13 protein-coding genes and 1 riboswitch are annotated in these 14,350 nt (G+C 59.0%); of the genes, 5 read left to right on the top strand and 8 right to left on the bottom strand.

Going from position 1 to position 14,350, the window contains the following annotated elements; translation table 11 throughout:
* Positions 1-326: 326 nt before the first annotated feature.
* Complete coding sequence (locus tag HMPREF2751_RS03050) at positions 327-596, bottom strand: hypothetical protein (protein WP_070595386.1); 270 nt, start codon at positions 594-596, stop codon at positions 327-329.
* A gap of 75 nt (positions 597-671) precedes the next feature.
* On the bottom strand, positions 672-2,123 hold the full coding sequence (locus tag HMPREF2751_RS03045; protein ID WP_016423222.1) for a glyceraldehyde-3-phosphate dehydrogenase: 1,452 nt from the start codon (positions 2,121-2,123) through the stop codon (positions 672-674).
* A gap of 182 nt (positions 2,124-2,305) precedes the next feature.
* Here HMPREF2751_RS03045 and HMPREF2751_RS03040 point away from each other — a divergent pair, with 182 nt between their 5' ends.
* The 3 genes from HMPREF2751_RS03040 (at position 2,306) to HMPREF2751_RS03030 (ending at position 6,669) form a co-directional block, all read left to right on the top strand.
* A complete protein-coding gene (locus HMPREF2751_RS03040; RefSeq protein ID WP_070545969.1) occupies positions 2,306-3,199 on the top strand; it encodes a Cof-type HAD-IIB family hydrolase in 894 nt (297 codons plus the stop codon).
* 98 nt (positions 3,200-3,297) lie between these two features.
* Positions 3,298-4,944, top strand: coding sequence for a peptide chain release factor 3 (locus HMPREF2751_RS03035; protein WP_070437491.1), 1,647 nt, complete (start codon positions 3,298-3,300; stop codon positions 4,942-4,944).
* A gap of 24 nt (positions 4,945-4,968) precedes the next feature.
* Entirely contained in the window at positions 4,969-6,669 is a 1,701-nt protein-coding gene (locus HMPREF2751_RS03030; protein WP_070595384.1) for an FUSC family protein, read from the top strand.
* Here the strand turns inward: HMPREF2751_RS03030 and HMPREF2751_RS03025 are convergent.
* Entirely contained in the window at positions 6,666-7,325 is a 660-nt protein-coding gene (locus tag HMPREF2751_RS03025; RefSeq protein WP_070595382.1) for a hypothetical protein, read from the bottom strand. The genes HMPREF2751_RS03030 and HMPREF2751_RS03025 overlap by 4 nt on opposite strands.
* A 10-nt stretch (positions 7,326-7,335) precedes the next feature.
* Positions 7,336-8,055, bottom strand: coding sequence for a nicotinamide riboside transporter PnuC (gene pnuC, locus HMPREF2751_RS03020; protein WP_049192843.1), 720 nt, complete (start codon positions 8,053-8,055; stop codon positions 7,336-7,338).
* A gap of 10 nt (positions 8,056-8,065) precedes the next feature.
* A riboswitch (FMN riboswitch) is annotated at positions 8,066-8,235 on the bottom strand.
* 109 nt (positions 8,236-8,344) lie between these two features.
* Here pnuC and HMPREF2751_RS03015 point away from each other — a divergent pair.
* Together HMPREF2751_RS03015 and HMPREF2751_RS03010 are read left to right on the top strand one after the other, a co-directional pair.
* Positions 8,345-9,139, top strand: a complete 795-nt coding sequence (locus HMPREF2751_RS03015) for a YwiC-like family protein (protein WP_065419938.1) — start codon at positions 8,345-8,347, stop codon at positions 9,137-9,139.
* A 51-nt stretch (positions 9,140-9,190) separates the two neighbouring features.
* Positions 9,191-10,147: a MinD/ParA family ATP-binding protein gene (locus HMPREF2751_RS03010; RefSeq protein WP_242451334.1), complete on the top strand. Its 957-nt coding sequence runs from the start codon at positions 9,191-9,193 to the stop codon at positions 10,145-10,147.
* A gap of 11 nt (positions 10,148-10,158) precedes the next feature.
* Here the strand turns inward: HMPREF2751_RS03010 and HMPREF2751_RS03005 are convergent, their stop codons facing one another.
* From HMPREF2751_RS03005 to ftsE, 4 genes are all read right to left on the bottom strand, one after another.
* On the bottom strand, positions 10,159-11,286 hold the full coding sequence (locus HMPREF2751_RS03005) for a 3-hydroxyisobutyryl-CoA hydrolase (protein WP_070595379.1): 1,128 nt from the start codon (positions 11,284-11,286) through the stop codon (positions 10,159-10,161).
* Between the two features lie 100 nt (positions 11,287-11,386).
* On the bottom strand, positions 11,387-12,292 hold the full coding sequence (ppk2, locus tag HMPREF2751_RS03000; protein ID WP_049172194.1) for a polyphosphate kinase 2: 906 nt from the start codon (positions 12,290-12,292) through the stop codon (positions 11,387-11,389).
* Positions 12,293-12,375: 83 nt separating this feature from the next.
* Entirely contained in the window at positions 12,376-13,278 is a 903-nt protein-coding gene (gene ftsX, locus HMPREF2751_RS02995; protein WP_016423232.1) for a permease-like cell division protein FtsX, read from the bottom strand.
* A gap of 48 nt (positions 13,279-13,326) precedes the next feature.
* Entirely contained in the window at positions 13,327-14,016 is a 690-nt protein-coding gene (gene ftsE, locus HMPREF2751_RS02990) for a cell division ATP-binding protein FtsE (protein WP_016423233.1), read from the bottom strand.
* Positions 14,017-14,350 lie beyond the last annotated feature (334 nt).

Genomic DNA, 14,350 nt, shown 5'->3' with positions numbered 1-14,350 from the left:
TCGAACTGCCATCCCGCATCGCGCGACTACTACCTGCGTAAACGGACTGAAGGACAGAAGCACAATGCCGCGGTGATGCGGCTTGCCCGGAGCCGCTGCAACGTCATCTATGCCCTGTTGACTCGGCGTGAGTTCTTCCGAGAAATCCCTGCTAGAAACATCGCCACGGCTGCGTAGGCCGCTGCGCTGATCACCGCCGGCCCGCACGATGCGGACCGGCGATCAGTCACGGCTACACCCCCATACGATGTACGTGAAAGTCCCGCCTGACTATTGACAATCCACATAGGGCCCCACGCGGATCGGGACCGAGTGGCGGCCGTCACCTAGACGCCGAACAGGGCCACTTCCGCCGAGCCGTATTCGACGATCCCGAAATCACTTTCCCGGATCTTCATCCCCCGCCGGTGCTCGATGTCGCCGGAGGCCCGGAACTGGAGGCCGAAAACCAGATCCTCGTCGCCCAGTTCCGGCAGGTTCACAATCCTCACAAACTCGAACGGCTCATACGCGGAATCCAGGTCGTCGTCGATGGACAGGAAAATCTCTCCGCCCCCCGTCCGGCACGTCGACGAGCGCCTCGAAGCCCTCCCCATCGCCTCAACCCCCGTGGTTTAGGAGGGGGAAGAGGGCGTTCGAGGGCTCAACAGCTCAAGCCCAGGACCGCCGACTTACAGCTCGTCGATGTGCTTGCGCTTCGGGTAGACGCGAGGACGAGCGCCTGCGATCTCCTCAGCAATGCGGATGACCTGGTTGGAGTAACCGAACTCGTTGTCGTACCAGACGTAGAGCACCAGGTGCTTACCGTTGGCGATGGTAGCCAGACCATCGACGATGCCAGCATGGGTGGAGCCGACGAAGTCGGTGGAAACCACTTCTGGGGAGTGGATGTAGTCAATCTGCTGGCGCAGGACGGACTTGAGGGAAACCTCACGCAGGTAGTTGTTGACCTCGTCGCGGTCGACCTCAGTGTCCAGGGTCAGGTTCAGCACCGCCATGGAAACGTCCGGGGTGGGAACGCGGATGGCGTTACCGGTCAGCTTGCCCTCGAACTCCGGCAGAGCCTTGGCGACGGCCTTTGCGGCACCGGTCTCGGTGAGAACCATGTTCAGGGTGGCTGCGCGGCCACGGCGAGAACCCTTGTGGAAGTTGTCGATCAAGTTCTGGTCGTTGGTGAAGGAGTGAACAGTCTCGACGTGACCGAACTCGACACCCCACTTGTCATTGACGACCTTCAGCACCGGGGTGATGCCGTTGGTAGTACACGAGGCTGCCGACAAAATGTTGTCAGATTCCTCGATGATGTTGTGGTTGATTCCGTAGACGATGTTCTTCACATCGCCCTTGCCCGGCGCGGTAAGAAGAACCTTGGAAACACCCTTGGACTGAAGGTGCTGCGACAGTCCCTCGCGGTCGCGCCAACGACCGGTGTTGTCAATGACAATCGCATCGTTAATGTCGTAGGCGGTGTAGTCAACAGTTGCCGGGTCATTGGAGTAAATGACCTGAATCGGGGTGCCATTTGCCCAAATAATGTTGTTTTCGCGGTCAACCGAGATGGTGCCGTCGAATGCACCGTGGACGGAGTCACGGCGCAGCAGCGAAGCACGCTTGACGATGTCGTCCTCACCATTCTGGCGAACCACAATTGCGCGCAAGCGCGGGCCGTTGAACAGTGCCTCGCGAGCCAGCAGAATGCGAGCCAGCAGGCGGCCGATGCGGCCGAAACCGTAGAGGACAATGTCGGTCTTCGGAGTTTGTGTCCCGGCACCGATGACGTCAGCAAGCTCACGCTCGAGGAATGCGCGCAGCTCGCCGCCTTCCTCTTCGAAGCTGGTAGCCAGGGCACCCAGGTCGATGGAGGCGGTGCCGAGATCCATCTTCACCAGTTCCTGCAGGATCGGCAGGGTCTGGCTCAAGGGCAGCTCCTGCGAGGTGATGCGACGGGCGTAGCGGTGCGACTTAATGATGCCGGTCTCGGTAACGTTTTCCAGTCGGCGGCCGAAGATTGAAGTCACGACATCGTTGTTGCGACGCAGTTGCCCCAGGAGGGGGATCATCTGCTCTGCAAGGCTGATGCGCTCATTCCAGTCATTGCGCTTGATGGGGGCCGAATCCGACATAAATCCTCCTGGCTTAAATGAATATGAGTTCCCCTCAAAATACCCCGCACACGCTATTCACCGGCTATCGCCCTCAACTGGGTACCCCGTATTGTGGTCCAGCTTTCACCCAATCGGGGGAGACACTGGGAGACACCCCAAGGAAGAAAATTGAACCCTACTTACCCGTTAGAATAAGAGCCATGACGGAACCCCTGGATATCCAGCAGCAATCTCCCGCCCAGCCGCCATACCGCCTTGTAGTCACGGATATGGACGGGACTCTACTAAATGAAGACAAGGAAATCCCGGAGTCCTTTTGGCCGGTAGTCACGGAGCTGCTCGACCGCGGTGTCCACTTCGCTCCCGCGTCGGGCCGCCAGTACGCAACTCTGGCCGACCAGTTCGCCCCCATTGCACACCGCATCCCAATCATTGCGGAAAACGGCAACTATGTCGCGGATGCGGGCGAGGTGGTTTCGGTTACCAGTATCGACCACGACATCGTCACTCAGTTGGTACACGCGATCCGCCAGTTCAACGACAACCGTGTGGCGGCGGGCCGTACTCCCCTGTCGGTTATTATCTGCGGCGCTGCCAGCGCATACGTGGAGTTTTTCCCGCCGCATTTCAATATTCCGGAGGAAGTTCAGCAGCTGCAGTTCAACGAGGCCGCCAAGTACTACCTGAAGCTGCAGAAGGTCGATGATGTCATCGCCGCTGCCGCCGAGGACGGCATCGTCAAAATTGCCGCCTTTGATCCTTACTCCGTCGAAGAGGAATCGGCCGATTACCTGCGTTCCCAAAGCTCGCACTTGCGCGCGGTAGTCTCCGGTGCCCACTGGGTCGACCTCATCGATGCCAACACCAACAAGGGCACGGCACTCGCCGCCCTGCAGGAGGCCCTAGGTGTCTCTCCTGCCGAAACTGTCTGCTTCGTTGACTACCTGAATGATCTCGAGCTCATCGACCACGCAGGCCGTTCGTTTGCCATGTCCAACGGTCACCCGGAAATCAAACGCCGCGCCACCGACATCGCACCGTCGAACGCGGAGGAAGGCGTCATCACGACGCTGCGCGAGCTGTTCAACCTCTAACTGCAATTGACCCCTTACCCCACTGGAGCGGTAAGTTAGAAAGGTTGAACCCGATTCCCTTATTCCGATTTTCTTTTTAAGGAAAGCGTAGTTTCCCTGTGACCACTCTCGCCGAAGAAGCCGCACGCCGCCGCACATTCGCCGTCATCGCACACCCGGATGCCGGTAAGTCCACGCTCACCGAGGCGCTGGCGCTGCATGCTCATGTCATTAACGAAGCCGGTGCTGTCCACGGCAAGGCCGGCCGTAAGTCGACTGTGTCCGACTGGATGGACATGGAGAAGGATCGCGGCATCTCGATTGCCTCTTCCGCGCTGCAGTTCGAGTACCAGCCAGAGGGGCACGACGGCGAGCCGTACATGATCAATCTCGTCGATACGCCTGGTCACGCTGACTTCTCCGAGGACACCTACCGTGTGCTCACCGCTGTCGACGCCGCTGTCATGCTTGTCGACGGTGCCAAGGGTCTCGAGCCTCAGACGTTGAAGCTGTTCCGGGTTTGTAAGTCCAACGGAATTCCCATCGTCACCGTCATCAACAAGTGGGACCGCCCGGGTAAGGCTCCCCTGGAGTTGATGGATGAGATTGTCGCGGAGATTGGACTGCAACCGACTCCGCTGTACTGGCCAGTTGGTGAGGCCGGCGACTTCCGCGGTCTGCTGGAGCGTGGTGAGGACGGCGAAGCCAAGCAGTTCATCGGCTTCGAGCGCACTGCCGGTGGCGCCACTATTGCCGCTGAGCGTCACCTCACCCCAGATGAGGCCGCCGCAGAGCAGGGCGACGCCTGGGAGACGGCAGCCGAGGAGTCCGAGCTGCTCTCCGCCGATAGCGCTGACCACGACCAGGAGATGTACCTCGCTGGCGACACCTCTCCGGTGATTTTCGCCTCCGCCATGCTGAACTGGGGTGTCCACCAGATCCTGGACACTCTCTGCGAGCTGGCTCCGGCACCTGGTGCCCGCGTGTCCGACCCGGCTGCCGTTGCCGCTGCGGCGGCTGGCGGCCAGGGAGCTATCGTCGAAAAGCGCGAGCCGACGGATGATTTTTCGGGCGTCGTGTTCAAGGTGCAGGCGGGTATGGATACGCACCACCGCGACAAGCTGGCATTCATGCGCGTTGTCTCTGGCGAGTTTGACCGCGGCATGCAGGTCACGCATGCGCAGTCGGGACGTAGTTTCTCCACCAAGTATGCTTTGACCGTTTTCGGCCGGACACGTTCGACCGTGGAGACGGCTTACCCGGGCGACATTGTCGGCCTGGTCAATGCGGGTTCACTGGCGCCGGGTGACACGATCTACGAGGGCCGCAAGGTTCAATTCAAGCCGATGCCGCAGTTCGCGCCCGAGCACTTCCGCACTCTGCGCGCCAAGAGCCTGGGCAAGTACAAGCAGTTCCGCAAAGCTGTCGATCAGCTCGATGCCGAGGGCGTGGTGCAGATTCTGCGCAACGATGCCCGCGGCGATGCCGCCCCGGTGATGGCCGCGGTCGGCCCGATGCAGTTCGAGGTCATGATGGCACGCATGGAAAACGAGTACAACGTCGAGACCATCGCCGAGCCCATCCCCTACTCCGTCGCCCGCCGCACGGACGAAGAGACCGCGCCTGAGCTGGCAAAGCAGCGCGGCGTGGAGATCTTCACGCGTTCCGACGGCGCCCTCATCGCGCTCTTCGGGGACAAGTGGAAGCTGTCCTTCATTGAGAAGGAGCACCCGGAGTTCACGCTCGAGACGCTGGTCGCAGACTAGAGTTTTAAGGAGATTTCACCAACATTGAGCCAAACGGTTGAGCTTCCTCCACAACCAAGTGCATGGCAACTTTTTACTGCCTTCCACTCCCGTGCACAGAGATGGCCAGGCGCCCTCCGCGCAGCACTCGCGCTATTCCTGCCGGGTGCCGTGGCACTTCTCACCGGACATGGCTCGGAGATGCTCCTTATCGCCGCTGGTGGGTGCGTGGTCATCTATGGCGAAGGCCACCCCTACCGCAGTCGTCTGCGCGTGATGGCCATCGCCGGGCTATGCCTGATCGCCGGAGTTATGTCCGGCAGTTTTGTCGGATCAGTGGTCCACGGTGAGATCGCTTCCGGCGGCAGCAATCTATGGCTGCTGCTCATTGCGCTTTTTACGACGATACTGGCCACCATCGGCGCTTTTATTCAAAACGCACTGCGCCTGCCACCGCCGGGTTCATTTTTTATTGTGATGGTCTCCGGCGGCACAACAATGGTCGCCCGCCTTGGCTTCAACCCGGTGGAAACCGCCATGTGGGCTACCGTTGGCGTGCTTTCCGCGATAGTCATCGGCATGGCACCGCGGTTGTGGAATCCGCATGGCCCCGAGATGGCGGCTGTCGAATCCCTTGAATCAGCCATCGACGCGATGGAAAAGTCAGACTCGACATCGTTCGCCGTTCATCACCAGGCGCAAACTGCACTGACCGACGCATGGGAATCGCTTGCCGACGCAGGCATCATCCGTGGCAGCAAAATCGTCAAGCCCTCCCACACGGAACTGGTCAACCGTGTCATTGCTGCTCATCAGCGTCTGATTGCTATCCGCGGCCGCTTGGGCGTGCACGGCAGCGCTGTGGACATCGTGGACACGCCTAACCTTATCGACGAGACACAGACAACCATTCCACTCGCACGACCAAGCGTGAGTTACCGAATCTTCCGCTCTTTCGATCGCTATTCCCATGCGTCAATGACTGCGGCAAAGGTGGCTATTACTGGCGGCTTAGCTGGTCTCATCAGCGTGCTAGTCGGTCTTGACCGGCCTGACTGGGCGGTGGTCAGCGCATTGATGACTCTACAGTGGGGCCCCGACCGCACCGCCGGTTCGATTCGAGGGATTCACCGCATGGTGGGCTCGATTATCGGCATTTTCCTCTATGCGCTGCTCTTTTCCTTTGGCCTGGACAGCTGGACGCTACTTATCGCGCTTGCAGCCTGCCAATTCGGCGCGGAGATTCTCGTGGTGAAGAACTATGCGCTGACGACGATCGTCACCACTCCGCTGGCGCTGCTGCTGGGCGGAAATGTCGCTGGCGAGCTCACACCGATTGTGACCGATCGTGTTTTGGAAGTCGGTATCGCCTGCGCGTTGGCTCTCGCTGTCCTGCACTTCTGGCCGACCGAGAGCATTGAGAAGCACTACCTGCGTCATATTCCGCGCTGCTATCGACAGATGGGTGCTCTTCTCGGCGCGCTGCTAACCGGCACTCCGAATCAGGCGCTCGATATTCGTCGCGATCTCCAGTACGAGCTGCTCAGTGAGCGCCAGGCCATCTCGTCTCTGGCCACCAACGACCCCGAAATCGCCGCTCCGCACTGGGACGGCCATCGTCGCATTCGCACAGCTGGCTATTTGTTGCTGGACTACTGCCGTACGCATCCGGATATTAGGCCTTCTCGCGAGGAGATTTCCAAGCTCGCCGAAGTGGTTCAGGCAGCTAAGTCCAAGGAGCGCTAGTCCTCCGGCAGCGGGGGCTCCTTGCGTAGGTCGCGGGCGGTTGCCCGCCGTACCTCGCGCGGTTGCTCCTCCGAGCCCCGGGAACGGAACTTGGACGCAATGTCTTTCAACGAAGACGACAGCGGCGGCAGCTTCTCTAGCGCGTCACGGCCCGCATCCCACGCATCGGTAGCGATATTTTCCGCTTTCCGACGGAACTTGCGGACCTTCTCCTCGCGCTGACGCTTAGTTTCTGCCGCGTCATTTTGCCGCTCGCGCTCACGCTCAAAGGCGGCGACATCGCGGGCCTCCGCGTCGGAAAGCCTCTTTGAAGCGTGTGCCGCGGCGTCCCACGACTCCTCCAGCGACTCCGCGAGGTGCAACATGGCATCGATGCGCTTTTCAACTTCGCGCAACTTCTCGCGGTAGCCCCGTTGAATGTCGTAGCGGCGCATGATGCGGCGGGCACGAGTGGCCTCATTGCGCCAGGTGATGATTGCGCCCTCAGAAATCGACTCATCGACGACGAAACGCATCGTCCACGGGTCGACATCAACGCTGGCCAGATTGTTGCGTACCCGCTCCTCGCGGTCGAGGACGTCCTGCACGAGACTGCGGGCACGCTCTTCGGCTTGATGGGCGCGGTTGGTACGGGAGTTATCTGGTCGGAAGCTCACCTGGACTATCCTACCGCTCGGCTGCTGCCAAAGCCGGTACTTGGTCGGTCGCGGAGCTCTTCTGCTGGTCATTGTCGCTCTGGTGCTCGAGGCGAACCCAGGAGACAAAGCCCCAAATAACGAAGCATCCGTAGAAGAGGTACAGCGCCGCCGACGGGTAGTAGCCACCCTTGAGCAGCAACGGCACTCCCACGGCATCAACGGCAATCCAAATTAGCCAGAATTCGTTCCACCCGCGGGCCATACCCCAGGTCGCCAACATCGAACCGACGAAAATCCAGGCATCGGCCCATGGCCCCCACGAGCCCAGCATCTCAAAGATATTGGCACAAATCACAGTGGCGAAGATAGCCACGGTAATCATCCCAATGCGTTCCGATGCCGTCGCCCACCGAGGCTCAATTGCGACCTCGTCACCGCTCTGATTGCGGCTCTTGACCCAGCTGAACCATCCGTAGAGACTGACGACGATAAACATGACCTGACGCCCCGCCTGGCCATAGAGATCAAGATTTTGCGGCGTGTGGAAAACTCCGCCGAGGAAGACGGTAAACAGCAAGGCATTTCCGATAATGCCGACCGGCCAAGCCCATACCTTCCGTTTCATACCTAGGAAGGCACACGCCAGGCCAAAGAGGTTACCGACAATTTCTCGAATCAAGATTGGTGCTCCCGCCACACTGAGCTGTGCAGTGAGGAAACCCACCAAAAAATCCGACACGTATTCCACGAATTATTCAACTCCTTCTCTTTCATCCGGACTATGACCGTCGGTTTCGGATTCCAACCGAAATCTGCTTGTCCCCTACCTGACGACCCTTCTGGCCACAGGTAGGGCGCTCGTGGACTTGTCTGCGTCAGCCGCAGCATCACCACCGGTGAGGAATTTCACCTCGCCCTGAGAATGCGAGTTCAACGTTAGCACTGTCGCCTTGCGCGCATGTGCATTTTATTCAATGAGGTTTCAATATGAGGTTCTAATACAGCCTCGACATAATTACGCATCTACAATGCGTAGTATGAGCCAAAAGCCCCGCCAACCACGTCCTCCCCGCCCCGCCCGCCGCTCCCATCACAAGCGCTCCGCTGGCTGGGTTCCGGACCAGCACGGCGCCTGGTTCATGGTCACCATTCCCCCGCTGACCGCTCTCGCCCTCACCCCCACATGGACAGGCCTTGCCGTCACCGCGACCTGGCTGCTCGGCTACTTCGCATTCTTCGCCGTGAGCGTCTGGCTCCGCTCTCGTCGCCAACGCCGCCACCTCGCACCCGCCGCCACGTACACCGCGCTCACTGCCGTCGCCGGCTGCATCACACTGCTTGCCGACGTTTCCCTCCTCACCTGGGTCGCCCTCATTGCCCCTCTTGCCGCTATCGCTATTTGGGAGACCTACCGCCGCCGACCGCGCTCACTTCTCTCTGGTGTCTCCACCGTTCTGGCCGCTAGCCTCATGGTGCCTATCATCGCCGGACCAACCCCGAAAGCTTGGGCAATTGCGGCTATCTACGCTGGATATTTCGTCGGCACCGTGCCCTATGTAAAAACTATGATTCGCAAGCGCGGCAACCGCCAGTGGCTCATTGGCTCGGTCACGTATCACGTTCTCATTACCGCCGTGGCCATCATCGGGTGGCTCCTCCTCCACGACCGGAACCTCATCAGCATCGGTGTGCCCATCGTCGCAATTGGGCTTCTCATCAGGTCTTTTACCATGCCAATCTCCGGCGCTCGCCGCGCTCGGCCGTGGACTCCGAAACAGGTCGGAATTCTCGATGCCTTCTTTGGAGTCGCCGTCGTCCTGGCTGCGTGGTAAAAACGACGGCGGGGACATACTTTGGGGATTTTTGGGGAGGGGATGAAGTCTATGGCTTCCACCAAACACGCAGTCAATCACGCAGTTTCCGTCTCAGACTTGGCCGCTAGCCTGAACTCGCGGCAGGCACCACAGTCGGGCTGGCGCAGCTGGGTTCATAAGGCCACCTGGGGCGCAATTTCACCGCGGGAATCATCGTCGGCACGCAAGCAACGCGAGCTGATAGAGCGGGTGCGACAGCCTATCTACGGTGACTACAACATCGCTGTTGTCAGCGTGAAGGGCGGCGTTGGCAAGACGTCGACAACCATGTGCCTGGGCGCCACGCTTGCAAGCCTGCGCAGTGACCGAATCGTCGCAATCGACGCGAATCCGGACTTTGGCACCCTCGGCGCACGCGTCACCGCGGCCAATCCCGCATCAATTCGCGATCTGCTCCGAGCCCCGGATACGGACAAATATGCGCAGGTCCGCGCATACACATCTCACACTCCATCGCGCCTGGAGGTTGTCGGCAGCGACCAAAACCCGACATCGACGATCGCGCTTTCCGACGGTGAATACTGCGCAGCCCTCGACATCCTTCGGCGTCATTACAATGTGAGCCTGACTGATTGCGGTACCGGCCTGACGCAGCCCATCGCCGCTTCGATTCTTTCTGCGGCCAATTGCCTGGTGCTGGTCACCACGCCTGCACTGGACGGCGTGAAAAGCGCCTGGACGACATTGGACTGGCTTTCAGCGCACGGCTTCGAACGGCTGGTCTCTACCACTGTCGTGGTGGTCAACGAGCTAAATAAACAGGGACTGTCCACAGAGACCGTGCACGAGTTATTTGCCCAGCGCTGCCGCGCAGTACAGGTCATCCCCTACGATCCGCATATCGCGAATGGTGCCAATATCGAGCTGGACAATCTCCAGCCCGCCACCACCCAGAGTTATCTCGAATTGGCGGCCATGATTGCCGATGATTTCGCGCCGACGACTGGCCGCCACAGCTTTGTCTAACGCATAGCCAGCTAACGAAGGTGCTGTCGAATCTCTTCGACATCAACTTCCTGCACGGTAGCGGGCTTAAAGGCGGCGTCGCGGTCCTTATCCACCAACACTGCCCGCACGCCCTCGGCAAAATTGGGGTGCTGACGCATGTAAGCGCCAAGCTTCATCTCCCGGTCTAGCGCCTCCTGCAAGGTGACCTCGTGGGCCGAGTTAGCCGCATAGAGTTCCACGGCCGCTACGAGACTTTCCGGGTTGGCGGGTGCCAGCAGGTCGCGAAAAGTCTCCACTGTTGACGATGCACAAGAGCCCGCCTCAGCGGCTTCGTTGAGAGCTCGCTCAATCTCCGCCCAGGTATCAGCCCCAAAGCAAGCCTCAATGCAGTCGCTCCACTCGGCCAACTGCGGATCCCCGAGCAGATCACGAGCCTCAGCTGAGTCCACATCGAGCGCATACTCCGCGAGCGCCGAATCAATTCCATCGCGGTCCAGAGCCGCAACAAACTCGTCCAGCTGCGCGGATGGCACCGCATGTGTCGCCCATCCAGACCACAGCATGTCCGCCGCAGTTAGGCGGTAACCGGTCAGCCCGGTAAACCTCGCGATTGCCGACGAGGGCCCTCCTAACCGCGTGTTCACATGCTGCGAAAAGTGGGTAATGCCAACGTCGGGAATAAAGCCGATTGCCATTTCTGGCATGGAAGCGCTGGCACGCTCGGTCACGATTCGGTGGGAGCCGTGCATGGAAACACCAAGGCCACCGCCCATAGCGATGCCATCAATAATCGCGATATATGGCTTGGACTGCGCGAATTCCGCAATCATCGCGTTCATCTCGTACTCATCCCGGAAAAACTCCTCCCCCTGCTCCGGAACGCCATCGAGCACAGCCTGCCGAACTGCGCGCACATCACCACCGGCACAAAACGCCTTGGGGTGACCGGATGAAACAACAATGTGGTCCACCGAGTCGTCGTCACGCCATGCGCGGAGCCCCTCGACGACCTCGGTGACCATATCCAAATCGAGCGAATTAAGTGCCTTCGGCCTATTCAGCCGAAGGTGACCAGATCGCCCGTGGACTTCTCGCAGCACCTTCGGCTCATCGACCTCGGTGCGTGCAGTGCCAGAACCGTTATCAGTAGCAGTCATGTCACCCAGTGTGACACAGATAACTAACCAGGGAAAGGTTCTGACGGGAAGGTTCTGCTGCGAAGGTTCTGACGACCAGAACCTCACTGAGACTAAGGAGCTACTTCTTCTTGCTCTTCTTGTCCTTTTTGCCCTTCTTGTGCTTCTTGCCCTTCTTATCGGACTTGCCTGCGCCCTTTACGCGGTCAGCCTCGAGATTGGCGGCAACGTCCGGCACATAGCGGAACTCCGTGCGCGGCGGACGCTCGTAGCTTCCCTCCGACTCCGGACGCTCCGGGATTTCCGGAACATCGCGGTGAATGCGCTCGTACGGAATGGTCGTCAACAGGTGGTTGATGACATTGATACGCGAACGCTTCTTATCCTCAGACTCAACCGTGAACCACGGTGCGGACGGGATATCGGTGTGGATGAACATCTCATCCTTTGCACGGGAGTAATCCTCCCAGCGGGTGATGGACTCCAAATCCATCGGCGAGAGCTTCCAGCGGCGCAGCGGATCCTCACGGCGGGACTTGAAGCGGGCAACCTGCTCCTCGTCCGACACAGAGAACCAGTACTTACGCAGGATAATGCCATCTTCGACCAGCAGACGCTCAAAAATCGGCGCCTGATGCAAGAAGCGACGGTACTCCTGGGAGGTGCAGAAGCCCATGACCCGCTCAACGCCGGCACGGTTGTACCAGGAGCGGTCGAAAATCACGATTTCACCAGCAGTCGGCAGCTTTTCGACGTACCGCTGGAAGTACCACTGACCCTGCTCACGGCTAGTTGGGGCCGGCAGAGCCTCAACACGGCAGGTACGGGGGTTCAGGTACTGCGTGATGCGCTTAATGGCCGACCCCTTGCCGGCAGCGTCACGCCCCTCCATCACGATGACAATTCGGGCACCGGTTTCTACTACCCACTGCTGCATTTCGACGAGCTCTGCCTGGAGCTTTTTAAGCTCGGCCTCATAAGCCTTCTTGTCGAGCTTCGGTGGGCGCTGGACGTCGTCATTATTCATAGTCCACAGTTTACCCGGCAGGGCGCGACGACCCTATTCGCCGGGTTTAACCGCGGGGCCTAATAGCTAACCTTTTTGCAACCCTAGTCGCGTGAGTAAAGACGCAGCGTGACCTGCGCAACAAGCCCAGCGAAGACCATGCCAATAACGACCACGATCGGCGCCACCACACCGATATCGCCGTTGGTCAGCGGCGCCAGGAGCTGTGCCTTGTACAGGTTACTCAGCGCCGGATCGATGACCGTCGCCTTGCCCAGGAACAGCGCACCAATGGCCAGCACACCACCAATCAGCGACGCAATCACAGCCTCGAGGACGAACGGCGCCTGCGTGAACCAACGGCTGGCACCGACCATGCGCATAATCTCAACTTCCTTACGACGCGAGAACGCCGCAATCTGCACCATGTTCGCAATCAGGAACACAGCGGCAACGGCCTGCACCGCAGCCAGCAGGAAGGTCGCATTTCGCACCGAATCCAAGTTCTGAGCTGCAGTACCGATCTCTTCATGCTGGTCAGTAACGTGGTCGACCTGTGGCAGCTCCCGAATCGGATCGAGCGGGCTGACATCGGTCGGATCGCTCAAACGCACCATCACGACAGCCGGCAGCGACTCCGGCGTCGCATTTTCCACGAGCACGGGGTCACTGTCCTTGAACATCTCCACGAAGTGGTCAAAGTTTTGCTGACGATTTCGGAAGGTCACCGAATCAATGCCGTCAGCCTCTTCAAGCTTGCCGACGACGTCAGCGCACTCCGGCGAGGAGCAAGTTTGGTCTTCGGCTGAGATTTGTTCATTCAGCTCAATCTGCACTTCTACTCGATCGAGATAGAGATCCTTCGTGCGGCTGGTCTGCTCAGTAACCAGGATGCCCGTCGCAAGCAGCGCCAACGACACCGCAGTCGTAATAATCATCGCGATGGTCATCGTGATGTTTCGGCCCAAGGAGGAGAAAGCCTCACCGAGGACAAAGCGAGTCTTCATAGGTCAGTAATACCTTTCGAATGAGTTCTTCTACCGATGGACTGTCTGCTAATTGTTCAGGCCGTAAACACCCGTGGCGTCGTCACGCACGAGACGCCCAAGCTCCAGCTCCAGCACGCGGCGACGCATGGAGTCCACGGCATCGTTGTCGTGAGTCGACACAATAACGGTCGTGCCCATGCGATTGATGCGGTCAAGCAAGAGCATGATGTCACCGGAGGTGCTTGGGTCGAGGTTGCCGGTGGGCTCGTCGGCAAGCAAGATGAGCGGGCGGTTGACGAAGGCGCGAGCGATGGCGACGCGCTGCTGCTCACCACCCGACAACTCATGCGGGTAGCGGTTTTCCTTGCCCGAGAGCCCGACCATTTCGAGCGTTTCCGGAACTGCCTTGTCGATTTTCGCCTTCGGCTTGCCAATTACCTGCAATGCGAACGCGACATTTTCGTACACCGTCTTCTTTGGCAGCAGGCGGAAGTCCTGGAAGACGTACCCCACCTTTTGACGCAATTTCGGGATGTTGCGACGAGAAATCTTGGTTAGATCCTGGTCTGCAACTGTCAGTTTTCCTGAATCCACTTTCTCTTCACGCACCATAAGGCGCAGGAAGGTCGACTTACCAGAGCCCGACGGTCCAATGAGAAAGACAAACTCACCTTTATCTATGTGGACTGAAACGTCGTCGAGAGCTGGTCGGCTAGAAGTCGAATAGGACTTGGTAACCCCGTCGAAAGTGATCATAAGTAGACACTCTAATCACTTAAGCCACTCAAGTCACTCTGGAATGCGTTGAATTGGGCGCTGGAGTAGCGAGGCTGCGGGACCGGGAGGCGTTGCCCCCCCCCAGAGCGCGCGACCACACGGAAGTGCACACTACGACAGTATTCGAAACTATTTTCCCCAAAATCTTTCAATCACCCTTTACTTCGCTTACCTGTTCGATTACAATGAGCGATGAAAGATTAAACGCGAGGATTAAAAACACCAAATAACGTCGCCGAGCTGCTTAAAGCTCGGAAAATTGACGCTCAGAGTTAGTCGAAAATATTTTCACTACCTCTTCCTTATTTCAACA

Source organism: Corynebacterium sp. HMSC063G05 (genome assembly GCF_001810555.1).
GTDB lineage: Bacteria > Actinomycetota > Actinomycetes > Mycobacteriales > Mycobacteriaceae > Corynebacterium > Corynebacterium jeikeium_D.
The sequence above is the reverse complement of the archived record's forward strand: the minus strand, read 5'-3'. Positions and strand labels throughout refer to the sequence as shown.